This window comes from Pseudomonas sp. ArH3a, assembly GCF_022648765.1.
Classification (GTDB): Bacteria; Pseudomonadota; Gammaproteobacteria; order Pseudomonadales; family Pseudomonadaceae; genus Aquipseudomonas.
The window spans coordinates 2,833,871-2,857,037 of sequence record NZ_CP080330.1 but is presented as its reverse complement, the minus strand read 5'-3'; the positions used below and the strand labels follow the sequence as shown (position 1 = coordinate 2,857,037).

General features: G+C 60.4%; 18 protein-coding genes and 2 pseudogenes. 8 read left to right on the top strand and 12 right to left on the bottom strand.

What is annotated here, in order from left to right:
• Window positions 1-21: 21 nt before the first annotated feature.
• Window positions 22-236: pseudogene (locus tag K0P33_RS13165) on the bottom strand (MFS transporter); the annotation flags it as partial.
• A gap of 98 nt (window positions 237-334) precedes the next feature.
• On the opposite strand from K0P33_RS13165, the pseudogene K0P33_RS13160 reads away from it, so the two are divergent.
• From K0P33_RS13160 to K0P33_RS13150, 3 genes and pseudogenes are all read left to right on the top strand, one after another.
• Window positions 335-1,201: pseudogene (locus K0P33_RS13160) on the top strand (efflux RND transporter periplasmic adaptor subunit); the annotation flags it as partial.
• Window positions 1,202-1,486: 285 nt separating this feature from the next.
• Complete coding sequence (locus K0P33_RS13155) at window positions 1,487-6,280, top strand: RHS repeat-associated core domain-containing protein (RefSeq protein ID WP_242156038.1); 4,794 nt, start codon at window positions 1,487-1,489, stop codon at window positions 6,278-6,280.
• 25 nt (window positions 6,281-6,305) lie between these two features.
• On the top strand, window positions 6,306-6,704 hold the full coding sequence (locus K0P33_RS13150; protein ID WP_347341854.1) for a hypothetical protein: 399 nt from the start codon (window positions 6,306-6,308) through the stop codon (window positions 6,702-6,704).
• A gap of 231 nt (window positions 6,705-6,935) precedes the next feature.
• Here the strand turns inward: K0P33_RS13150 and K0P33_RS13145 are convergent, their stop codons facing one another.
• The 4 genes from K0P33_RS13145 to K0P33_RS13130 form a co-directional block, all read right to left on the bottom strand.
• Entirely contained in the window at window positions 6,936-8,165 is a 1,230-nt protein-coding gene (locus K0P33_RS13145; protein WP_242155602.1) for a M20/M25/M40 family metallo-hydrolase, read from the bottom strand.
• A 48-nt stretch (window positions 8,166-8,213) separates the two neighbouring features.
• Window positions 8,214-9,272 carry a diguanylate cyclase gene (locus tag K0P33_RS13140; RefSeq protein ID WP_242155600.1) on the bottom strand — a complete coding sequence of 353 codons (1,059 nt, stop codon included), beginning with the start codon at window positions 9,270-9,272 and terminating at the stop codon, window positions 8,214-8,216.
• Between the two features lie 80 nt (window positions 9,273-9,352).
• A complete protein-coding gene (locus tag K0P33_RS13135; protein WP_242155598.1) occupies window positions 9,353-9,985 on the bottom strand; it encodes a LysE family translocator in 633 nt (210 codons plus the stop codon).
• 67 nt (window positions 9,986-10,052) lie between these two features.
• Window positions 10,053-10,910 (bottom strand): TIM barrel protein, encoded by an 858-nt coding sequence (locus K0P33_RS13130; protein ID WP_242155596.1) that lies wholly within the window; start codon window positions 10,908-10,910, stop codon window positions 10,053-10,055.
• A gap of 123 nt (window positions 10,911-11,033) precedes the next feature.
• On the opposite strand from K0P33_RS13130, the gene K0P33_RS13125 reads away from it, so the two are divergent.
• Window positions 11,034-12,446 (top strand): PLP-dependent aminotransferase family protein, encoded by a 1,413-nt coding sequence (locus tag K0P33_RS13125; protein ID WP_242155594.1) that lies wholly within the window; start codon window positions 11,034-11,036, stop codon window positions 12,444-12,446.
• On the opposite strand, the gene K0P33_RS13120 is transcribed toward K0P33_RS13125, so the two are convergent.
• The 5 genes from K0P33_RS13120 to K0P33_RS13100 form a co-directional block, all read right to left on the bottom strand.
• Entirely contained in the window at window positions 12,424-12,669 is a 246-nt protein-coding gene (locus K0P33_RS13120; protein ID WP_242155592.1) for a hypothetical protein, read from the bottom strand. The genes K0P33_RS13125 and K0P33_RS13120 overlap by 23 nt on opposite strands.
• Window positions 12,670-12,766: 97 nt before the next feature.
• Window positions 12,767-13,432 (bottom strand): methionine ABC transporter permease, encoded by a 666-nt coding sequence (locus K0P33_RS13115; RefSeq protein ID WP_242155590.1) that lies wholly within the window; start codon window positions 13,430-13,432, stop codon window positions 12,767-12,769.
• Window positions 13,429-14,175 carry an ATP-binding cassette domain-containing protein gene (locus K0P33_RS13110; protein ID WP_242155588.1) on the bottom strand — a complete coding sequence of 249 codons (747 nt, stop codon included), beginning with the start codon at window positions 14,173-14,175 and terminating at the stop codon, window positions 13,429-13,431. Before K0P33_RS13110 ends, K0P33_RS13115 begins: the two co-directional genes overlap by 4 nt.
• Complete coding sequence (locus tag K0P33_RS13105) at window positions 14,172-14,966, bottom strand: MetQ/NlpA family ABC transporter substrate-binding protein (protein ID WP_242155587.1); 795 nt, start codon at window positions 14,964-14,966, stop codon at window positions 14,172-14,174. The genes K0P33_RS13110 and K0P33_RS13105 overlap by 4 nt, the downstream gene beginning before the upstream one ends.
• A 13-nt stretch (window positions 14,967-14,979) precedes the next feature.
• On the bottom strand, window positions 14,980-16,011 hold the full coding sequence (locus tag K0P33_RS13100) for an isopenicillin N synthase family oxygenase (protein WP_242155586.1): 1,032 nt from the start codon (window positions 16,009-16,011) through the stop codon (window positions 14,980-14,982).
• 524 nt (window positions 16,012-16,535) lie between these two features.
• Between K0P33_RS13100 and K0P33_RS13095 the strand changes: the two genes are divergently transcribed.
• Entirely contained in the window at window positions 16,536-17,618 is a 1,083-nt protein-coding gene (locus K0P33_RS13095) for an LLM class flavin-dependent oxidoreductase (protein ID WP_242155585.1), read from the top strand.
• Between the two features lie 99 nt (window positions 17,619-17,717).
• On the opposite strand, the gene K0P33_RS13090 is transcribed toward K0P33_RS13095, so the two are convergent.
• Complete coding sequence (locus K0P33_RS13090; RefSeq protein ID WP_242155584.1) at window positions 17,718-18,512, bottom strand: class II aldolase/adducin family protein; 795 nt, start codon at window positions 18,510-18,512, stop codon at window positions 17,718-17,720.
• 244 nt (window positions 18,513-18,756) lie between these two features.
• Window positions 18,757-19,662, bottom strand: a complete 906-nt coding sequence (locus K0P33_RS13085; RefSeq protein ID WP_242155583.1) for a LysR family transcriptional regulator — start codon at window positions 19,660-19,662, stop codon at window positions 18,757-18,759.
• 225 nt (window positions 19,663-19,887) lie between these two features.
• On the opposite strand from K0P33_RS13085, the gene K0P33_RS13080 reads away from it, so the two are divergent.
• The 3 genes from K0P33_RS13080 (at window position 19,888) to K0P33_RS13070 (ending at window position 23,153) form a co-directional block, all read left to right on the top strand.
• The gene (locus K0P33_RS13080) at window positions 19,888-20,499 is read left to right on the top strand and encodes a cysteine dioxygenase (protein ID WP_242155582.1); all 612 of its coding nucleotides are present in this window, start codon (window positions 19,888-19,890) and stop codon (window positions 20,497-20,499) included.
• Window positions 20,496-22,079 carry a rhodanese-related sulfurtransferase gene (locus tag K0P33_RS13075; RefSeq protein ID WP_242155581.1) on the top strand — a complete coding sequence of 528 codons (1,584 nt, stop codon included), beginning with the start codon at window positions 20,496-20,498 and terminating at the stop codon, window positions 22,077-22,079. The genes K0P33_RS13080 and K0P33_RS13075 overlap by 4 nt, the downstream gene beginning before the upstream one ends.
• Before the next feature lie 99 nt (window positions 22,080-22,178).
• Window positions 22,179-23,153, top strand: coding sequence for an ABC transporter substrate-binding protein (locus tag K0P33_RS13070; RefSeq protein ID WP_242155580.1), 975 nt, complete (start codon window positions 22,179-22,181; stop codon window positions 23,151-23,153).
• Window positions 23,154-23,167: the final 14 nt, after the last annotated feature.

Here is a 23,167-nt window from a genome sequence, read left to right as displayed (position 1 = left end):
CCCCAGCAGGTTGATAAACACGCCGATCAATACCGGGCGGCGGCCGATACGGTCCGACAGCGGCCCGAACAGCAACTGCCCCAGGCCAAATGCGGCGACAAACGCCGACAGTGCAATCAGCGCCTGCTCGATGGCGCCCAGGCCCGGGTTGTCAATTGGGTCGACACTTCACCCAACACGCTAAGGGCCACCCGTAAAAACAACAGGCTTCGCGAGGGGGCTGGGGCGTTTGCCATGGGGAATATCCGGGGCTGGATAAATTTATATTTCAGCCATAATATGAGTAAAAGATTACGGCCGTAATTTTTATAGCTGATTACCCCCGGAGCCCGTCATGAACCCTCTTCCCCTGCGTATTCTCACGCTCCTGGTCATGTTGGTCGTCCTCAGCGGCTGCAACAGCGAGGCCGACAGCGCCGCCGACATGCCGCTGCCCCGCCCAGCGCTCGTCGCGAAAGTCGAAGCGGTCCGCACCCCGCCAAGCACCTATACCGGCGTGGTGGCTGCGCGTACGGAAAGTGACCTGGGCTTTCGGGTCAGTGGCAAGGTCATCGAACGCAAGGTCGACCCCGGCCAGCACGTGTCCCGAGGCGACACCCTGCTGGTGCTGGACATCGGCGACGTCGAACTGGCCAAGAACCGCGTAAACGCAGCCCAGGCACAATTGCGCCAGCGCCGTGATGATGAAAACCGCTACCAGCGCCTGGCCAGCACGGGCGCGGTGTCGCGGCAGGTTTTCGATCAGTCGGCGAACAACCTGCGCGTGGCCGAAGCCGAGCTGGCTTCAGCACAATCCGACGCCAGCCAGAGCGAAAACCACCGCACCTACTCGGTGCTCAAGGCCGATGGCGACGGCATCATCACCGACGTGCGCGTGGATCGCGGCCAGGTCGTCGCCGAAGGGCAAATCGTCGCGCGCCTGGCCCATGACGGCGCCCGCGAAGCCATCGTCAACCTACCGGAAAACCAGCGCGACCACGCCTCGCAAAAAGCCCTGGCGTTCCCCTCCGGCGCGCCCGAGCAGGCCGTGACCGCCACCCTGCGCGAGCTGTCCGCCAGCGCCGACCCGGCCACCCGCACCTACCGCGCGCGCTACGTGTTGCACGGCGCCGTCACCCGTTTCGCCCTCGGCTCGACCATCACCGTGCGCCTGCAAGGCAACGGCCAGACGCCACAAACCCGCGTGCCCATCGTCGCCCTCGGTGCTCACCTGCCGCACAACTAGGCGGGGGGCTGGCGGTGCGATGTTGACGCTGTTGCTCCTGCCGGTGCTGTGCAGTTTGGTGCATGGCCGGGAGAGGACACAGACTACTGAAACATCCCACGTAACTACCGGATAAGCTCTACAGATACCGCCTGAAAACCTCTGCAAAGTCCTTCGCCTGATCACACAGTGCGAGGGATTGCAGATGGTTTTTGGTGTTGAAACCCCTGTTCAAGGGGCTGTCGTTTGAACCCGGCCATTGGCCGGCTGGCCCTGACGCCCATGGATGCCAAAGCGCCGGACGTTGAAGGCGTCTTGCGTGACTTTCGCAACTGCCTGAACACCTTTGACGACTGGGCTTCGAGCTTCTGGAGCTTTTCGGCGCTGGATGTCGAACAGGTGTTCAAGGTTGGCAATGAAGTGGCGCTGGTCGCGCCCATCAACCGCTCCATTTTTCCCAGCAGCACCGTCGCCACCTGCCAGGCCAACGGCACATTGACCCTGGTGCACATGTTCCAGAGCGCGCGGTTTGTGCCCATCGGTGACACGCCGGTGATACTGCAACGCATCGACCCCAACGGCGGGCCATTGGGCGAGCCGATCCACAAGACCATCGGCCCCAGCGGCATTCTCGAAATCACCGAGTGTGATCGCAACCAGCAGTACCGAATCAGTTTCTACCCCAACGTTTCCAAGGATCACGTCAAGGCGCTGTATGCGTCTTATCAGTCGGTGATCGCGGAGCTGGAAGCGCGCCTGCGCGACGAATGGAACAGCACGTTTAAGGCGCAGTGGAAAAACTATACGGACGCTACCCCGCTGGACCGGCGCAGGATGCTGGAAGCGGCGTTTCTCAGTGGCATGGGCAAAGCGTTTTACGGGCTGTGGGACAACATCACGCAGTTGTATGACCTGTTGGCGGACATCAAGCCCAACAGCGAGAAGTTGCTGCACTACATCTCCCAAACCGAACTTGATGAGCTGCTGAAGCTCGGCAACGACGCGATCGCCAACGGCCTGCTGGTGCTTAGCGATGAGCCACTGCTGTTCATTTATGTGTCGGCGATGGTCAGCTGGATGCGCATGCTGCCGCCGCCAGAAATGAATGAGTTGATGGGGGAGATCACTGGCGAGGTATTGATCAACCTGCTGCTGATTTGGGCAACGGCGGGAATGAGTGTGGCGGTGCGCCTGGGTACGCAGGTGCTTGGGCATATCAAGTCTGGACGGACGCGGGATTTGTTGGAGTTGCTGGCTAAAAAGCTGGTGATGCCCAGGTTGGAGCCGCATGCCGAGGTGGTGAAGCCGTTGCTGGTGGGCAGTGCGGCGACGCCGATCAAGACGGTGCCGGTTGTGCCGTTGAAGGCAGGGGATCAGTTGGTCTCAAACCCGGTGCCAGCGGTTCGCAGCAAGACGCAGAAGACGGCGTTGGTGCGCCAGGAACATGTCGATGATGTGCCTGTCGCTGCGAAGAATCCGCAGGGAGATGCGGCGGCGCCTGCGGATAAAACGGCCACCAATGGCTGCCCGGTGTCGATGGTGACTGGGGAGGAGTTGCTGACCCTTACCGATGGCGCGTTGGATGGGATTTTGCCGTTTGAGTGGACGCGGTTGTACCGCACCAGTGCGGTGGAAGTGGATTGTGGGTTGGGGTTTGGCTGGAGTCACTCGCTGGCGCAGCGGTTGGTGGTTGCGGGGGATTCGGTGGTTTGGACGGATCATGAGAACCGCAGTACTGAGTTTCCGTTGCCTACCGCCTCACGGCCGGCGATCACCAACAGCTTGGCGGAAGCGGCGATTTACTTGGGGTCGCTGCCTGATGAATTGGTGCTGGCTCAGGCGTCACGGTTTTATCACTTTCGCGACGGTGTGCTGACGGCGATCAGCGATGCGTATGACAACCGGCTGCGTATTGCTCGTGATCGTTCCGGTCGGATTGAGCGGCTGGATAACGGTGCGGGGCGCTCGTTGTTCTTTCGCTATGAGCTGGGTCGCATCGTGGCGGTGGACTATCAGGTTCATCGCGCCAAAGGCTATGAACCCTACGTATGGGTGACTGAGCAGAATCTTGTTTCCTACGCCTATGACGAGGCTGGACGACTGGTTTCAGCGACCAATGCCGTAGGTGAAAGCGAGGTTTATCGGTACGACGATCAGCACGTCATTCTTGAGCGGCAGTTGGCCGGTGGGGCGAGTTTCTTTTGGGAGTGGGAACGGGCTGGTAAAGCGGCGCGGTGTGTCCGGCATTGGGCCAGCTTTTCGCAGATGGACACGCGGTATGTGTGGGAAGACGGCGGCAAGGTTACGGTTCACAACGCGGATGGTAGCCAGGAAGTTTATGTCCATGACCAGCGGGCGCGGCTGGTGCAGCGCATTGATCCGGACGGCGCTGAACATTTCAAATCCTACGACGCCAAGGGGCGACTGACGGTTGAGCAAGACCCGCTGGGGGCGGTGACGGCGTATCAGTACGACGAAGCCGGGCGTTTGGTGGCGCTGTTTCCGGGGGAGGATGAGCCGACTTCCTACGAGCATGACAACGGGTTCGTACGGGTCGTACGGCGTGGTGAGGCGGTTTGGAAATATGAGCGTAATGACCAGGGCGACGTTACGCGTAAGACGGATCCTGACGGCCACGTTACGGACTACACGTACAACAAACACGGGCAACTGATTGGGGTTTGGTACCCAGATAACGGTTGTCACCGGCTGGTTTGGAATGAGCGTGGGCAGCTCGTTGAAGAACAACTGCCGAATGGCGGTATCAAGCGGTATCGCTATGACGATCTTGGGCGACAGACGGCACTTGAGGACGAACATGGCGCCCTGACCCAGTATCAACGGGACGGTGTAGGTCGGTTGATTCGCGTCCTACTTCCAGGCGGCGCCACGCGGGAATACAGCTACAACCCCTACGGAAAAATCACCGCCGAACGCGATGAACTCGGCCACGTCACCCGCTACGAATACGCCGACGGCCTGCACCTGATAAGCCGGCGCATTAATTCTGACGGCACCCAGGTCAAATACCGCTACGACAACGCCCGGTTGCTGCTGACAGAGATCGAAAATGAAGTTGGCGAAACCTACCAGCTTGATTACCACCTCAACGGGCTGATCCAGCAAGAAATCGGCTTTGACGGCCAGCGCACGGCCTACGTCTACGACCTCAACGGCAACCTGCTGGAAAAGACCGAACACGGCGACGATGGCAGTCAGCTTCTTACCCGTTACGAGCGAGACCCTGCCGGCCGCCTCGTACGAAAAACCCTGCCCGACGGCTGTGTTGTTGACTATGCCTACGACCGCCAGGGCAACCTCCTCAGCGTCGACGACGGCCACTGGGCGCTAGCCTACGAATACGACGCCCAAAGCCGCCTCACCGCCGAACACCAAGGCTGGGGCACCTTGCGCTACGCCTACGACGCCTGCGGCCAGCTGAAAAACCTGCGCCTGCCGGACAACAATCGTCTCACCTTCAACCACGACAAAGGCGGCCACCTCGCCACCGTCGAGCTGAATGGCAAAACCCTCACCTCACACCTGTTCAAAACCGGCCGCGAGCATCAACGCCAACAAGGCCAGCTCCTCAGCCACTACCACTACGACGAGCAAAACCGCCTGCACGCCCACGCGGTGACTCAAGAAAACCATGACCTCTACCGTCGCCACTACGACTACGACAAAACCGGCAACCTGACCCGCCTGCTAGATACGCGCAAAGGAGAACACCACTACCACTACGACCCGCTCGCCCGCCTGACTCGGGCCGACCACTCGCAAGACGTGCAGGAACGCTTCGGCCATGACCCGGCGGGCAACTTGCTAATGCAAGACCGCCCCGGCCCGGACATCGTGGCGGGGAATCGGTTGATGATCCAGGGCGATCATCATTACGACTATGACGCCTTTGGCAACCTCATCCGCCAAAGGCGCGGTAAGGGCCACAAACTCGTCACCGAGTACCGCTACGACTGCCAACACCGGCTGATTGGTATCACTCAACCTAAGGGCCAAACCGCCAGCTACCGCTACGACCCGTTTGGTCGGCGTATCAGCAAAACTGTTGACGGCATAACCACAGAGTTTTTCTGGCAAGGCGACAAGCTGATTGCGGAACATCACGCAGATCGCCATCGCAGTTACCTCTACGAACCGGACAGCTTCCGTCCGCTGGCACTGCTGGCAGGCTTCGGCCCGAAAGATACCCAGCCCTTCCACTACCAACTCGACCACCTTGGCACCCCGCAAGAACTCACGGCACCTGACGGCGAAATCGTCTGGTCCGCGCATTACCGCGCCTACGGTGAAATTGCTCGCCTAGATGTCAATAAAATCGACAACCCGCTGCGCTTCCAAGGCCAATACTTCGACCCGGAAAGCGGGCTGCACTACAACCGCCATCGCTACTACAATCCAGATATTGGTCGCTACCTGACGCCTGATCCAGTGAAGCTGGCCGGTGGGATCAACGCGTACCAGTACGTACCCAACCCTACGGGGTGGATAGATCCGCTAGGCCTAAATACCTGTCCTGGTGGCGACGGATGCAAGCCTAACGCTACTGCAGAACCCAAACCTAAAGTTAATGACGGAACGCCCGCCCTACCTCATCAGCCAAAAACTGAGCGGCAGGCAAGAATAGATCAACTAACAGAGTCAAACGCAAAGCGAAAAGTGTTGGGTTGGGAACAAAAATACGATATGCATGCGACTGAAAAGCATGGGCCTGAGATACCGGACGAAGCCTTGAAGCAACGTTCTATAGACGGTACAAATCCGACCACAGGCACAAAAGGACCGATCAGCTCAAGTTCTCAATTTAAATCCTGGAAAATGCAGCTCCACGCTATAAACAAGGCCTTGGGTAAAATGCAAAGCAATTCCCCCGTTCCTACAGGTTTCGATAAGACGGGGAACCCCGTGGTCGTAGTTGAACTGCTTGGCGCAGGGCGAGGTTACAAACCTAACAGCAAAGACCCAAGAAATCCAAAGTACATTGAAAGTATGGACAGCGCTGAAATTAGATTTGATAAAAACAACCCAACACGACCATTTACAGCGTTTCCTAAGTGAGTAGCCAATGTTGAAATCGCCTTTCATGGATATGCCGTACCTCCCCAACATCTCTCACATATTGGGGGCCTTATCGATATACGACCTTGAAGACACCGCTGGCGAAGCACTGTGGAAATACGACCCTAACAATGAAAAAGACAGAGAAACAATCATCATTCTTTTTGTTTTGAAAGACCTTATGTATCTGTCTTACCGACATCGTTCTGTGCTGATGTCTATACTCAAGGATGCGCTAGATTCGCCCGGTTTTGATTTCGCAAAAGAGTTTGAAAGTGATTACGACGAGCACATAACGATGGCCTGGGATGAAACAGAAATAGCGGACCCCCGAGGCTTCTTTGCCGACATCTACCGATTAGCCAACGAGGTCTGGAAAGACGACCTCCAAAAAGCCAGCCTCGAAGACCCATCCACATGGTAAGAGCATCATTTATCTCACTGACATCCCCCAACCCTGTGGCGAGCGAGCTTGCTCGCGTTGGGCTGCGCAGCAGCCCCATTAAGAACGACAGCGTTTAAACAGCCAAACCCGCCTCGCCAGTTTTGGGGCTGCTGCGCAGCCCAACGCAGGGCAAGCCTGCTCGCCACAACGAGCCTGCTCACCATGGGATCAAGGTTCACCCTTAGAGAATGGGCGAACCCTACGACCCAATCACCGCTTCGAAAGCTCCATTATCATCCGGCTAAGCAGGTAAATCCGCGGCGCCACACTCTCCACTTCCGCATACTCCTCTGGGGTATGAATATTCCCCCCGACAATCCCAAACCCATCCAATGTCGGCGTCCCTACCCCAGCCGACAAGCTCGCATCCGCGGCCCCGCCGCTGCCTTCAATGGTCAACGTACGCCCCAGCTCCCCATAGATTCCCTGGGCAATCGCGACCAACTTATCCGACTCCGGCGTCTGCGGCATCGGCGGTAACCCCCTGCGCAAACTGGTCTTCACTTCAGTGTCCGGGATCAACTTGTTGGCCGAGACGCGTGCCAGGTCTTTCTCGATCCGATCGAACTCTTCCGGCAACGCCGCGCGTACATCGGCCATGGCCGTCGCTTGGTCGGGGATGACGTTTTTACGGTCGCCGGCATTGATCACGGTAAAGTTAATGGTGGTTTTCTTCTCTTCATCACCGAGTTTGCCCAGTTGCAGGATCTGGTGCGCCGCTTCCATGGCGGCGTTGCGGCCCAGTTCCGGGGCGACGCCGGCGTGGGCGGCTTTGCCTTTGACTTCGACCACGGCGGTGGCGCTGCCTTTGCGCCAGACCACTAGGCCATCGGCTGGGCGGCCGGGTTCGAGGTTCAAGGTGACGTCGTTCGCCTTGGCGGTGTTGCGGATCAGCTCGGAGGCGGCTTCGGAGCCGGTTTCTTCGCTGGCGTCGAGCAGGAAGGTGATTTGCGCGTAGTCCTTGAAGCCTTGGTTTTTCAGAACTTTGAGCGCGTAGATGCCGGCAACGATGCCGCCCTTGTCATCCATCACGCCGGGGCCGTAAGCGCGGCCGTCCTTGATGTGGAACGGGCGGGCGGCGGCCGAGCCTTCCTTGAACACGGTGTCCATGTGGGCCATCAGCAGGATCTTGGCTTTGCCGGTGCCTTTGAGAGTGGCGATCACATGGCTGTTGTTGGCCGCTTTGTCCGGCACCCGTTCGATGCTGAAACCCAGCTGCTTCAATTCATCCACGGCGATGTCGCGCACTTGGGTCAGGCCGGGCTCGTAGCCGGAGCCCGAGTCGATATTCACCAGGCGCTCAAGCAGTTTCAGGGCCTCGGCCTTGTACTGTTCGGAATCGGCCTGGATCTGTTTGTGGGGTTCGGCGCTGTAGGCCGGCACGGCGAAGGACAAGGCCAGGGTCGCGGCCAGGAGGGTACGGGAGAAGGTGAAGAGCATGGGCCGATCCTTGTTTTTTGTTGGGGGGCGCTGCGACACCCTACCCCACTAGACCGACCGCAACCAACTCCCCTGCACCGAACTCACGCGGTTACGCCCGCTGCTCTTAGCCTCGTACAACGCTTGGTCGGCGTCGTTGAGCCAACTGGTGGAATCGGCGTGCGCAGGTTGATAGGGCGCCAGGCCAATGCTCAAGCTGGCGCGCAGCGTCGGGTCCTGGGCATAGGCCAAGGCGTTGAAGCGATCGCGCAAGGCTTCCATCACTTCGGTGGCGCGGTGCAACGGCATGCCCGGCAGGATCACGCAGAACTCATCGCCACCATAGCGCCCGGCGAGGTCGGTGACGCGCAGGTTCTGGCGCAGTATTTTGCTCAGTTGGCGCAGCACGATATCGCCGGTTACATGGCCATAAGTGTCATTGATGGTCTTGAAATGGTCGATGTCGATCAGCGCAATGGCGGCGCCCACCTGCTCACGGCGGCAGCGTTGGAATTCGATTTCCAGTTGGTCCTTCCAGGCGCCGTGGTTGAGCAGGCCGGACAGGCTGTCGGTGCGGCTCAGGGCCAGTAACTCGCGTTTGTGTCGAGCCAGGGTCACGGCCTGGCGATAGCAGATCCAGCCCAACGCCAAGGGGTACACCATCAGAATCGGCAAACAGGCGTAAAGCTGGGTTTGCGTGGTCACGGCGATAAACGCTGGGGAGAACACCAGTAACGACACACCGATGCCCAATGCCTGCGCCACCCAGCCCGCCAACATAAAGCGTGGCCCGCCGATGGCGACGTTGTTCATGGTCATCATCGACAGCGTGGTGACACTGGGCAACGGGTTGAAATACATGGCGCCGACCCAGAAGCCACCGCAAAAGGAATCGAACATCAGGTTACGCCGTTCGCTGCGCAGGGAATTGCTCGCGCGGCGCGACCATTGATAGGCCAAGTGCGGCCAGACGAAGGCGTTGATCAGCATCCAGGCCCACACCCACAGTGGCGGCTGCAAGGGGTACATGCCAAACACCACGCACACAAAACCCAGCGACATCCCCAAGGCGCGCGACTTGTACAACCGTGAAGCGAGCGGAAGTCCATTTCCTCCGGCGGCTGACATGGTTTGGTGTGATCCTGGATGAATGCCTGGAGTCTATCAGGGCAACGTCAAATCGCCACTACCGCTTATAGGCTAATACTTCAGTGGGAAAACCCTCGCGCCAACATCAACGCCACACCCAGCAACAACACCGCTGTGACCCGTTGCAACAGTACCCGGCGCTTGGGGTTTTCCAGCACATGCTTGATGCGCTGGCCGAAATAGCAGTACAGGCAACCGCTGGCAAATTGCAGCGTCAGAAAGGTCAGCCCGAGGATGGCGATATCCGCTGCTGAGCTGTGCTCCCCCGCCCCTGCAAACTGCGGGAATACGGCGCTGAACATGATGATGGTCTTGGGGTTGGAAAACCCGGTCAGCAAACCTTTACCGAACAGGCTGCGTGAGCCTTCCACCGCACCGGTCTGGTTGATCGACACGCCGCTGCTGGTCCACTGCTTGTAAGCCAGGTAAAGGATGTAGGCCACACCGACCAACTGGAGGGTCTGGGTGATGGCGAGGTTGCCCTTGATCAACTCCGAGAAGCCTACGGCAAAGATCAGGATCGAAATCAGGTACGACACACTGGCGCCGATCTGCGCCGGGATCGAGCTGCGTAAGCCGTCTTTCACACCCAGGCTCAACAGCAGCAGGGTCATCGGGCCTGGACTGAAGGTCATGGTGGCGCAAAACAGCAGAAAGTAGAGAAACGAAGAAAGCGTTAACGCACTTGTCATGGGCCGAGACCTTGAGGTGATAGAAACAACAACGCAACGCATGATGCGAGCGCTGACCATGGGCCCATCAGCCAACCGCTATTTCGCGCGTCAGGGCCTGGCGATACATCAGCGCCAGGTCAGCCAGGGCGGCCTTGGCGGTCTGGGTGCGGGTTTCAAAGGTCACCAGGCCTTGCCAGTGAGTCTCGACGATGGCCTGCACCACGTCGGCGTAGTCGCAACTATCGTCGTGCTCCTGCAAGTACGGGTCTTGTGCGCCACTGTTATTGCGAAAGGCGATGCCTTTGATCAGATGGGGGTACTTGCGCAACACCGCCGCCGGCAGGCCACGTTCGATGATGGCGTGGCCGGCATTGAGGCAGAAGTACACATTGGCGTGTGGTTGCAGGTGCTCTAACACCCACGCGTATTGCGCCTCGTGGGTGAATATCCGGTAATTGACATAACTGGACAGGCTTTCCAGGTAGATATCCGTGCCTCTGGCCTCGGCATACAGCGCCAGTTCCTGCACCGACTTGAGGTAGCGTTCAAGGACCACCTGCTTGGCCATCGGCGCTATTTTCGGCTCGACGATGCAACCGCCGTGGATGATCAATGGCGCGCCCAGACGGCTGGCAATCTCGATTTCTCTTTTCACGTATTGCACGGCCGCCGTCCGGAAAGCTTCGACGTCACTGCCCAGCGGCGCCTTGAAGTTGCTATGGAAAATCGGCTTGACGCCGGTTTTCGCAATCTGCCCCTGCAGGCCGGCAATGCGCGTTTCGGTCCAGTCCTCAACCATTTCGCCATACAGGCTGGCGTCGATGTACCAGTGCGTGCAGCCCGCCTCAACGGCGGTTTGCAGGCCTTTTTCGGCGCCCATGTATTTCTGCTGGGCCAGCCCTGTACAGAACGCTGTGGTCAACTGGCTGAGTTCGCTTTCCATCGACGGCTTCCTTTGGATGAAGACGCTCAGTCTAGTGAGGCAGCCTTGCTTAGATCAGGTAAAGTGGGGCCTAATCCGGCCTTACTTCACCGGTAAAATAACCAGCAAAGACCAGGAAGGTTTATGTTTATATCCGCCATCGCCTTTGTGCAGGGCACGCCCAAGGTCCAGCAGATCGTCGAGGCGTTTAGCCAGGCCATCGAGCAGGGAGAATGGGCGCCCGGCAGCAAGTTACCTTCGGTGCGTGAGCTGACCCAGGTGCTGGGCGTCAGCAAGTTCACCCTCAACGAGGCGCTGGATCGCTTGCGCGGGCGCAATTTGCTGACGTCAAGCCAAGGCCGTGGCTATTTTGTGGCGATGGACACGCTGCGCCCAGCTCAAGCGAGTTGGGTCGATCTATTGCCCCAAGACTTGCTCAGCGTGTTGCGTCGCCCCTTGGTGACCGCCAGCGGCGAATTGCGCCCTGGCAGTGGTCATTTGCCGGAAGACTGGCTGAACAACGAAGCCATCCGCCAGACGATGCGCAGCGTGGTGCGTGCGCCGTCGTTGCGCATCGCCGCGCTCGGCACGCCGGCCGGGCTGTTGCCGTTACGCCAAGCCCTGCAACACAAGCTGCACGCCGAAGGCCTGTCGGTGCCGGTGGAACAAATCATCACTACGCCGAACACCGTGCAGGGCCTGGACATGCTCATGCGCCTGCTCGCGCGCCCCGGCGATACGGTGCTGCTGGACGCGCCGTGCTACTTCAACTTCCACGCCAACCTGGCCTTGCACGGGGTCAAGGTGGTGACCATCCAGCGGCGCCCCGACGGCTTTGACTTCACCGCACTGGAACAACTGCTGGCCGAGCACCGCCCCAGTCTGTACCTGACCACCAGCGTGCTGCATAACCCCACCGGCCATTCCTTCAGCCCCAGCCAGGCGTTTCGCCTGCTGCAACTGACCCAGCAATACCACTGCCATATCGTCGAGGATGACCTCTACGCCGACCTGCACCCCAACCCGCCACCGCGCCTGGCCGCCCTCGCCGGCCTGGGCCAGGTCACCTACCTGTCGGGCTTCTCCAAGATTCTCAGCGCCAACACCCGCGTCAGCTACGTGGTGGCCGCGCCGCAACTGGCGGCGAACCTGACCAACATGAAATTGATGAGCGGCGGCGTGACCTCCGAGCTGTTCGAGCAGATCGTCTACCGCATGCTCAGCGAAGGCAGTTACGCCAAACACCGCAAGCGCATGGTGCAACGGTTGATGGAGGCCGGCGGGCGCGTCGAGCAATGGCTCAAGCGCTGCGGCTGCGAACTGCCGATGGCCTATGAAGGCGGGATGTTTATCTGGGCACGCCTGCCGCCGGGCGTAAACGGCGAGCTGTTGGCCCAGGAGGCGTTGAAGCGCAGCATGGTGCTGGCGCCGGGCGCGCTGTTCGGCTACGACCCGGCGCACCTCAATTCGATGCGTTTTAACGTGGCCCACAGTGATGAGCCACGGGCGCAGCGGGTGTTCGAGGCGCTGCTGCTCAAGGCCGTGCGCGCCCCTTGAGCATGCCGTGATTGAGCAGCAAGGTGCGCATGGCGTTGCGGGTGATCCCCAACAAATCCGCCGTGCGTAGCGGGTTGAAACCACAAACCGCAAACGCCTCGCGCACGATCAAGTCTTCGATATCGTACAGCAAGGTGTTCCCCAGCACCTTGAACAACCTCAGCAACTGCTCGCGCATCACCTCCTGTTGGGGGTATGCGCGTTTATTGGCGCTGGCGTGCATCGCACTGAGCCCGGCGGCGAGATAAAAGAAGTGAAGGTGACTTTACCCGGCCGCGCATATAACTAGGAACATTAAAAATTCATTAGTACATAACCGTTTATCGGCGATGCGCCAGCGATCTCACGCAACGATCCCCCAGGCTTTGCACGCCTTGCACCAGCAGCACCAAGACGATGACCGTGACCACCATGATCTGGTTGTTGAACCGCTGGTAGCCATAGCGGATCGCCAAATCCCCCAGCCCACCGCCGCCAATCACGCCGGCCATAGAGGAAAAGCCGATCAGCATCACCAACGTCAGCGTCACCCCCGCCACCAGCGCGGGCAAGGCTTCGGGCAGCAGCACCTTGAGAATCACATGGCGAATATCACCGCCCATGGCCACGATGGCCTCGATGCGGCCCTTGTCCACTTCGTCCAGCGCGTTTTCAACGATGCGCGCAAAAAACGGAAAGGCACCAATGGTGATCGGCACCACGGCCGCCGTGCTGCCCAACGTCGTACCTACGATCAAACGCGTCAACGGAATCAACGCGATCAGCATCACCACAAACGGCAATGAACGCCCCAGGTTGATCACCCCGCCCAATGCCCGGTTGAGCCGTGGCAAAGGCAACAGGCCGCCGCGTCGGCTGATAAACAGCACCACGCCCAGCGGCAGGCCAATCAACAGCGTGAACAACCCCGCCAGCAACACCATGTACAGGGTTTCGCCGGTGGCGTTGAGCAGCAGTTGCACCACCTCATTCCAGTCGGTTTTCATACTGCCCTCACCACTTGCAGGCTGGGTGCTAACGAGCGGCCCAGGCGCGAGGCCGGGTCGGCTTGCAACTGCAGCAGCGTGCCGCTTTCCAACACGCGGCCATCGGCCAGGGACACCGCGCTGTCGCAGATGGCCTTGACCACCTCCAGCTCGTGGGTGATCAGCACGATGGTCACGCCCAGTTGCCGATTGATGTCGCGCAACAACTCAAGAATCGACGCGGTGGTTTCCGGGTCAAGGGCGCTGGTGGCCTCATCCGACAACAGATACGCCGGGCGCGCCGCCAGTGCGCGGGCAATGCCCACGCGTTGTTTCTGCCCACCGGAGAGCTGTGAAGGAAATGCCAGGGCTTTTTCGCTAAGGCCCACCAATGCCAGCAATTCGGCCACGCGCGCAGCCCGTTCGGTCTTGGGCACCTTGGCGATTTCCAGCGGCACCGCGACGTTATCCGCCACAGTGCGCGAATGCAGCAGGTTGAAACCCTGGAAGATCATGCCGATGCGCTGGCGTTGCTGGCGCAGTTGTTTGTCGCTCAGTTGGGTCAGGTCCTGACCATCCAGCAGGATGCGCCCGCAGGTTGGCCGCTCCAGCAGGTTGAGGCAGCGCAGCAAGGTGCTTTTGCCCGCCCCGCTGCGGCCAACGATGCCGAAGATCGAACCGTCGCTTATCTGTAACGACACATTATCCAGCGCCGCCGGCTGGCCATCGGCGTAGGTTTTGCTGACGCCCTCGACGACGATCATTCGACCGCCACCGGAATCACCGAGCCTGCATATTTCTCGGTAATGAACGTGGCGACTTGCGGCGAACGCAGGTCCTTGGCGAGCTGCTTGATACGCGGGTCATCCGCCAGTTTCGGCGTAGTCACCAGGATATTCGCGTACGGGTTGCCCTCGGCTTTCCCCAACCCCAAGGCATCCTTGGCCGGCACCAACCCGGCTTCCAGGGCGAAGTTGCCATTGATCACCGCTAGGTCCACATCATCCAGCGCACGCGGAATTTGCGGCGATTCAATCTCCAGAATCTTCAGGTGCTTGGGGTTCTCGGCAATGTCCTTGGGCGTGGCTTGGTCCTTGGAGGCGTCATTGAAACCCGGCTTGAGTTTGATCAAGCCATTGGCTTGCAACAGGTACAGCGCGCGGCTGAGGTTAGTGACGTTGTTGGGCACCGCCACCGTGCCCTGGTCCGGCACCTGGGCGAAGCTTATATGGCGGCGGGAGTAGATGCCCAGCGGCTCGATGTGCACGGTGGCGGCCACGGCAAATTTCTGCCCGAGCGCCTGCTCCTGAGCGTTGAGGAACGGCAGGTGCTGAAAGTAATTGGCGTCGACATCACCATGGGCGAGCAACTCGTTGGAGTTCACGCCGCTGGGGATTTCGATGATCTTCAGGTTCAGGTTCGGGTCGAGTTTCTGCACGTATTCGAGGATCTGTGCATGGGGAATCGGGTCGGCGGCGACGCGCAACACATCGGCGGCCGACACACTGAATGAAGCCAGCAACGCCGCCAGGGTAAGTGCGGTTTTTTTCAACATGGTGATCTCCTGATCAGGCGGACAGTGCGTGGGGAAGTGTGGCGTCGGCGTAAAACCGCTGGGCGACATCCGGGTGCGAACGCAGACGGCCTTTCAGGTAATTCCAGCCGACATCGCGCAGCAGCGGGTTGCGTGGGTCGCTGGTCGGCCCGTGGGCATCGCGCAGCAATTGGGGCGCCAGCTGATACACCGGCACCACCGCATCCAGTTGCGCGCCGAGGAAAAACGCCAGGGACAAGCGCTCGCTGCCCACCGGCGGCGAGACCACGCGGTGCACGGTGGCGCGCAAGTAACCGTTGCTGGCCAGCTCGAGCAACTCGCCGATGTTCACCACCAGCGTGTCGGGGCGCGGCGACGCATCGATCCAGCGGCCCTCCTCCACTTCCACCTGCAAACCGGCCTGTTGGTCTTGCAGCAGGAAGCTCAGAAACCCGGAATCCTTGTGTGCGCCTACGCCTTGGCGGCTTTGTTGCGCGTGGCGGCCGGGGTAGCGCATCAGCTTGATGTGCTCGTTGGGGTGGCTGCCGTACAACGCGTCAAACGCATTCTCGGGCAACGACAACGCCTGGGCGAAGGCGCGCAGCAGGCGCAACGACATCTGCGTCATCGCCTGCTGCCAGGCCAGCACCCGCGGCTCGAGTTCGGGCAACGCCACCGGCCATTGGTTGGGGCCTTGCAACCGCGCCCAGGCAGCCGGGTATTGATCAACATTCAACGGCTCACGCTCGGCACCGACGTCGAACTGCTCGCGCAGGTCCGGCTCGCCGCGGGTGATCTCCGAAGCCGCGCGGTTGTAGCCCCGAAAGTGTGGAGAGTTGAGCATACCGACGGCGAGTTTGTCGGCCTCAGGCAAGGCAAAAAAAGCGCGGGCTTGCTGCTGCACCTGGGCCAGCAGCACGGGATCGATACCGTGGCCGGTGAGGTAGAAAAAGCCGATATGCCGCGCGGCGGATCGCAACTCATCGAGGAATTCACCACGCTGCTGCGGGCTGCCGTCGAGCTGCGACAGGTCCAGCAGCGGCAAGGTGGTGATTGATTGCAGCATGGGCGGCTCACTCCATAAGCGTCTGGGGCTGGAGCGACCAAGCTAAACGATCTTAAAAAGCCTTAATAAATACCTTTTTAGCATTAGCTTAGGCTCGCCGGTGAACGACGCCGGACCCTGGCCTGTCGGTTTTTTTGCTTCGCTGCGTATCTCGTTATCGCCAGATACACTGCAATATAAAGGGCACCAGGCACAGCCAGCAGCGCTGGCTAGACCGCGGCCCCAGGAGTGCCGAGGACAAATGGGTGCAGGTCATGCAGCCGTTTTATCGAGTGGAAAGCTCACGCAATCGCGGCACAGGTGGCACGGGCGGCAGGTTGTGTGCGCAGATTCGGTTGAGCTTGTAGCGGCGCCTTTTAAATGCATATTAATAATAAACAAACAGATTAATAATTCGTTTTTTTAATACTTAGGTTAGAACCAACAGGCATTTTACAGACTCGGCCAGCCCCCTTACTTTTGACCCGAGTGACCGACCCCACGCCCGGAGGAGGTGTTGATCCCGTACCTGACAAGGACTGACCATGAGCATTGAATTCATCGGCTATATCGGCGGCCATCACGCTTCCGAGATTCACCCGCGCAGCGGCCCGACCCTGCAACCGGACTACGTCGAAACCGTGGCCCGCGCCCACGAAGAGGCCGGTTTCGACCGCGCCTTGGTGGCCTTCCATTCCAACAGCCCGGACAGCACGCTGATCGCCGCGCATGCGGCCAGCGTCACCCAAAAGCTGCAGTTCCTGATCGCCCACCGCCCAGGTTTTGCTCAGCCCACGTTGGCTGCGCGCCAGTTCAGCACCCTGGATGTATTCAACGGCGGGCGCACCGCCGTGCACATCATCACCGGCGGCGATGACCGCGAACTGCGTGCCGATGGCAGCCACATCGGCAAGGACGAACGCTACGCGCGCACCGACGAGTACCTCAGCGTGGTGCGTCAAGAATGGACCAGCGAGCAGCCGTTCGATTTCTCCGGCGCCTACTACAAGGTCGAAGGCGCGCACTCGACGGTGAAGTCGCCGCAGCAGCCGCATATCCCGCTGTACTTCGGCGGCTCCTCAGCGGCGGCGATTGCGGTGGCGGGCAAGCATGCCGACGTGTATGCGCTGTGGGGTGAAACCTATGAGCAAGTGCGCGAAGTGGTGACGCAGGTGCGGGCCGAAGCGGCCAAGCATGGGCGTACGATTCGTTTCAGTTTGTCATTGCGGCCGATCCTGGCCGAAACCGAGGAACTGGCGTGGGCACGTGCCGAAAGGATCTTGCAGCAGGCTACGGCGTTGGCTGAGAAGAACGGATTTGTACGACGCGAACCACCGAACGAAGGCTCACGCCGGTTGTTGGCGGCGGCGGCGCAAGGGTCGCGGTTGGATAAGCGCTTGTGGACCGGGATTGCTGGCTTGCTCGGGGCTCAAGGTAATTCGACTTCACTGGTGGGCACCGCCGAGCAAGTCGCTGAAGCGTTGTTGGATTACTACGACTTGGGGATTACCACCTTCCTGATTCGCGGCTTTGATCCGCTCAATGATGCGATTGACTATGGCAAACGGTTGATCCCGCTTACCCGTCAGCTGGTCGCAGAGCGCGAGCAGGCCCAGCAGGTCGCATAAGCACACAGCAAAACCAACTGTGGGAGCGGCGGTGCGACGATTCGAGCAAGTGAATCGTCGCACCGCCGCTCCCACAGGCGTCCGGCGTCGCTGCTGAGGTCAGTTTTTATAGTCGGTATCAGTGCGCTCCAACTGGCGAATCAACGCATTCCAATGCCGCGCCACACCCGGCCCTTCGCCGTTGCTGAACACCTTGGCCTGTTCTTCCACCTTGGCCACCACCTCCGCCGGCGGGAAGATCAACTGCGCGTTGCCGCCCGCCTGCGCTGCCACCTGGATATTGCACGCGCGCTCCAGCCCCTGCAGTTGCTGGAAGGCATGCTCCACACTCACCCCCGCCGTCAGCAAGCCATGGTTACGCAAGATCATCACGCTCTTGTCGCCCAGGTCCGCCACCAGCCGCTCGCGCTCGTCCAGATCCAACGCCACGCCTTCATAACCGTGGTAGGCCACACGCCCGGAGAACGCGATGGAATGCTGGGAAATCGGCAACAAGCCGTCCTTCTGCGCCGACACCGCGATGCCATCACGGGTGTGCGTGTGCAGCACCGCTTGCAGGTCGTGGCGCGCGCCGTGGATAGCGCTGTGGATCACGTAACCGGCGTAGTTGATGCCAAGGCCTGTTGGGTCATCGACAAGCGTGCCGTCGAGGTCGACCTTGACCAGGTTGGACGCGCTGATTTCATCGAACAACAAGCCGAAGGCATTGATCAGGAAATGCTCATCCGGCCCCGGCACACGGGCGGAGAAGTGGGTGTAGATGTGGTCGGTCCACTTGTACAAGGCCGCCAACCGATAGGCCGCAGCCAATTTGACACGCACCTCCCACTCTTCGGGCGTGACGCGCTGGCGAACGGTGTTGGAGACGCTGGAGATCGAGGTGACGCTGCTCATGGCAAAACTTCCTGGGTGGCCTTAAGGACTTCCAGGCAGCCTAGGGGATGCCGAAACATAATAAAAAGCACATTTTAATCTAAGCTAATTATTATATTTTTTTATGATAGTTATGATAGTTCCCACGCTCCGCGTGGGAACTCAGCCCAGGGCGCTCCGCGCCCCAAAGCGTGACGCAGAGCGTCACAAGAGGCATTCCCACGTGGCGCGTGGGAATGCTCATCAAAGCCAGCGCCTACAGGGGTCAGGCGGCTTTGCGGATTTTGTGCAACGCGTCCGCCACCCGCTTGCCAAACGCATCCACCGGCCCTTGCAGGTTGCCGAGAAAATGCGGATAGATCAGCCACAAATCCATCACCGGCTTGAAGTCCTTGAGTGGCATCACTGCCAGTTGCTCACGGTGGGCGCTACGCTCCAGCAACGGCCTTGGCACCAGGCCAAGGCCCAAACCGTCCGCCACCAGCCCCAATTGCAGCTCGGTACCGAAAGTCTCCAGGTTCACCCGCAGCGCCAAGCCTTGATCAGACAAGGTGCGCTGCAAACCGGCACGGAAACCGCAGCCATCCGGGTTGAGGATCCAGCCGTTCTGGTACACATCCGCCAGCTTGCAGGGCTTTTTCGGCAACTGTGCCTTGGCGCAGACCACCACCAGTTCCATCTTGCCGATGGACTCGCCGACGACGTTGTCCGGGAAGATCTTGCCAGCCGGAAACAGCGCCACCGCTGCGTCCAGTTCGCCACGCTCGATCTTGCCCACCAACTGGCTGCCCCAACCGGTGGCGACCTGGGCACGCAGCTCGGCGTATTCGCTGCGCAGGTGCTTGAGCGCGTCCAGCAGCACCACATCGCCGATGGTCTGCGGCACGCCCAGGCGCAACACGCCAGTCGGTGGCGCGTCGGTGGCCACCAGTTCACGCAGGGCATCCATCTCGCGCAGGATCAACCGACATTGTTCATACACCCGCGTACCGATCAGCGTCGGCTTGAGGGGCTTGGTGTTGCGGTCGAACAACTCAACCCCCAGCGCCTGCTCGAAGTTCTGCACGCGACGGGTAATGGCCGGCTGGGTCAGTTGCAACGACTCGGCGGCGTGGCTGATGGACTGGCAACGAATCACTTCGACAAAGGCATCGATATCGTCAATTTTCATTTGGGCCGCACATAGAGAACAGTCATTAAGATGTGTACCAAGCATAGTTGCCGTAAGGCTGGCTGGATAGCCCACGCTGCGATCGATAACGTCTAACGCTATTCAGACCTGTTCTAAATTACCTTCAGCTATAAGCTAATCATTAAAAATTAGCATATTAACCATAAACATTATGCTTATATAAACCCATCAACCCCTCCCCGTTAACGCAGCGATGGAATTGCCATGACCCAGGCCCGACACCCCGAGAGACTCAGAGCCTTTATAGGCGCTCTGGCGGAACTGATCGACGGCAACCCACGTGAAGGCGACCTGTTGCACCGTGGCGGCAAACTGTTGGCGCAATTGGTCAGCCATGATGACTGGCTCCCCGATGAATACGCCCAACCTGACCCCGCGCGCTATCAGCAGTTCCTGCTGCACGCCGATTCGCGCCAGCGCTTCAGCATCGTCAGTTTTGTCTGGGGCCCGGGGCAAACCACGCCGATTCATGACCATCGTGTGTGGGGCTTGATCGGCATGTTGCGCGGCTCGGAATTCTCCCAGGGCTTTGAACGCGCACCCGACGGCAGGCTGATCGCCGAAGGCAAGCCCATTCAGCTGGTGCCGGGCCAGGTCGAGGCGGTGTCGCCCAAGGTCGGCGATATCCATCAGGTCAGCAATGCCCACAGCGACCAGGTGTCGATCAGCATTCATGTGTACGGCGCCAATATCGGGGCCGTGCGCCGCGCGGTGTATCAGCCCGACGGCAGCGAGAAACTGTTTATCTCCGGTTATTCCAACGCCTACCTCCCGAACATCTGGGACTTGTCCAAAGAAAAGAGCCCTGCCCTATGACCACCGTATCGAACCGCAGCTTCGCCCAGATTCGCCAGGCCCTGTTGGACCGTGAAGAAATCGCCCTGATCGACGTGCGCGAAGAAGCGCCGTTTGCCGAGTCTCACCCGCTGTTCGCGGCGAATATCCCGCTGTCCAAACTGGAGCTGGAGGTGTACTCGCGCATTCCGCGGCGTGACACCCACGTCACCGTCTACGACAACGGTGAAGGGTTGGCGCAGCGGGCCGCCGAGCGCCTGGTTGCGCTGGGCTACACCCAGGTCAGCCTGCTCGACGGTGGCCTGGACGGTTGGCGGCGTGCCGGTGGCGAGCTGTTTATTGACGTCAACGTGCCGAGCAAGGCCTTTGGCGAGCTGGTTGAAAGTGAGCGCCACACGCCGTCCCTGGCCGCCGAAGACGTGCAGGCCTTGCTCGACAGCCAGGCCGATGTGGTGGTGCTCGACGCGCGCCGCTTCGACGAATACCAGACCATGAGCATCCCCACCGGCATCAGCGTGCCCGGTGCCGAGCTGGTGCTGCGCGCCCGTGAACTGGCGCCGGACCCAGGCACGCGCATCATCGTCAACTGCGCCGGGCGCACCCGCAGCATTATCGGCACCCAATCGCTGATCAATGCCGGCGTGGCCAACCCGGTGTCGGCGCTGCGCAACGGCACCATCGGCTGGACTTTGGCCGGGCAGAAACTCGCCCACGGCCAGTCGCGCCGCTTTGCGCCGACCTCTGAAGAACACCGCCAGATCGCCGCCCAGGACGCCCGCCGCGTTGCCGACAAGGCCCGCGTCGGCCGCGCCACCCTGGCCGACTTGCAACGCTGGCAGCAGGAACCGACGCGCACCACTTACCTGTTCGATGTGCGCACCCCGGAAGAATTCGAAGCCGGCCACCTGCCTGGCGCACGCTCCACGCCCGGCGGCCAATTGGTGCAGGAAACCGACCACGTCGCCAGCGTGCGCGGTGCGCGTTTGGTGCTGGTGGATGACGATGGCGTGCGCGCCAATATGTCCGCCTCCTGGCTTGCGCAATTGGGTTGGGACGTGCACGTGCTGGACGACCTGCAACCCGCGCACTTCAGTGAAAAAGGTGCGTGGGTCGCGCCGGTGCCGGTGGCGCCGCAAGCCGAACTGATCAGCCCGCACACCTTGGCAGAGTGGTTAACCCACGGCGACACGGCGGTGCTGGATTTCACCCCAAGCGTCAATTACGTCAAGCGCCACATCCCTGGCGCCCACTGGGCCTTACGCGCGCAATTGCCCGAGGCGCTGGCCAAGGTGCCGCCCGCCGAGCGTTATGTACTGACCTGCGGCACCAGCCAGCTGGCACGCCTGGCGGTGGCCGACGTCGAGGCGCTGACCGGCAAGCCGGTGTTCCTGCTGCAAGGCGGCACCACCCACTGGATCGCCGAGCAATTGCCGTTGGAAGCCGGTGAAACCCACTTGGCTTCGCCGCGTATCGACCGCTACCGCCGACCGTACGAAGGCACTGACAGCCCCAAGGAAGCCATGCAGGCTTACCTGGATTGGGAGTTCGGCCTGGTCGAGCAACTGGCGCGCGACGCCACCCATGGTTTCTATGTGATCTGATTCACCGTTACGCCTGCCCCAGACCGGGGCAGGCCTCACCGACCCCTTTCCAGGCGGAGGTAACCCACACTTTTTCGATCTGCCTGGAATCTATCACTCATGACCTTTACCACCCCGTTCAAACGCCTGCTCCTGAGCGCCGCCCTCGCCCTCGGCCTGGTCACCAGCGCCCACGCCGACGACCTGCAGCCGCTGCGCGTAGCCAATCAAAAATCGACGATCAAGGCATTGCTGGAAGCCAGCGGCGAAACCAAAAACGTCCCCTACTCAATCCAGTGGTCGGAGTTCCCTTCCGCCTCGCCGCTGGGCGAAGCCTTAAATGCCGGCGCGGTGGATGTCGGTGCGCTCGGTGATGCACCGTATGTGTTTGCCCTGGGCGCCGGCGCCTCGCTCAAGGTGGTCAGCATCATCCACGCCGAAGGGCGCAATACCACCGCCCTGGTGGTGCCCAAGGATTCCCCGATCAAAAACGTGGCCGACCTCAAGGGCAAGAAAATCGTCACCGGGCGCGGCTCCATTGGTCACTACCTGGCGATCAAGGCCCTGGCCAGCGCAGGGCTGACGAGCAACGATGTGCAGTTTATTTTTCTGCTGCCCGCCGAATCCCGGTTGGTACTGGATAACGGTACCGTCGACGCCTGGGCCACGTGGGACCCTTACACCACGGTCGTGACCTCACAAAGCCAGGCCAGAGTTCTGGTCAGCGGCAACCAGTTGCTGAGCAACCACCTGTACTTCGCTGCCACCCGCCAGGCCATCAGCGAAAAACGCGTACAGCTGGACGATTTTGTTGCCCGCGTTGATCGCGCCTATGCGTGGGCCAACGTGCACCCCAATGAATACGCCGCCGCCCAGTCGAAAATCACCGGCCTGCCATTGGCGGTGCACGTCGAGGTGGCCAAAGACACCCATTTGAGCCCCGTCGTGATCGACGACAGCGTGATCAGCGGCCTGCAAGCTACCGCCGACACCTATCAGAAAGAAGGCCTGCTGCCCAAGCGCATCGACGTGTCCCAGGGCTTCGACAAAAGCTTTAACGCCAGCCGTTTCCCCACTTCCCAAGCATCGCGCTAAGCAAGGAGCAGCAC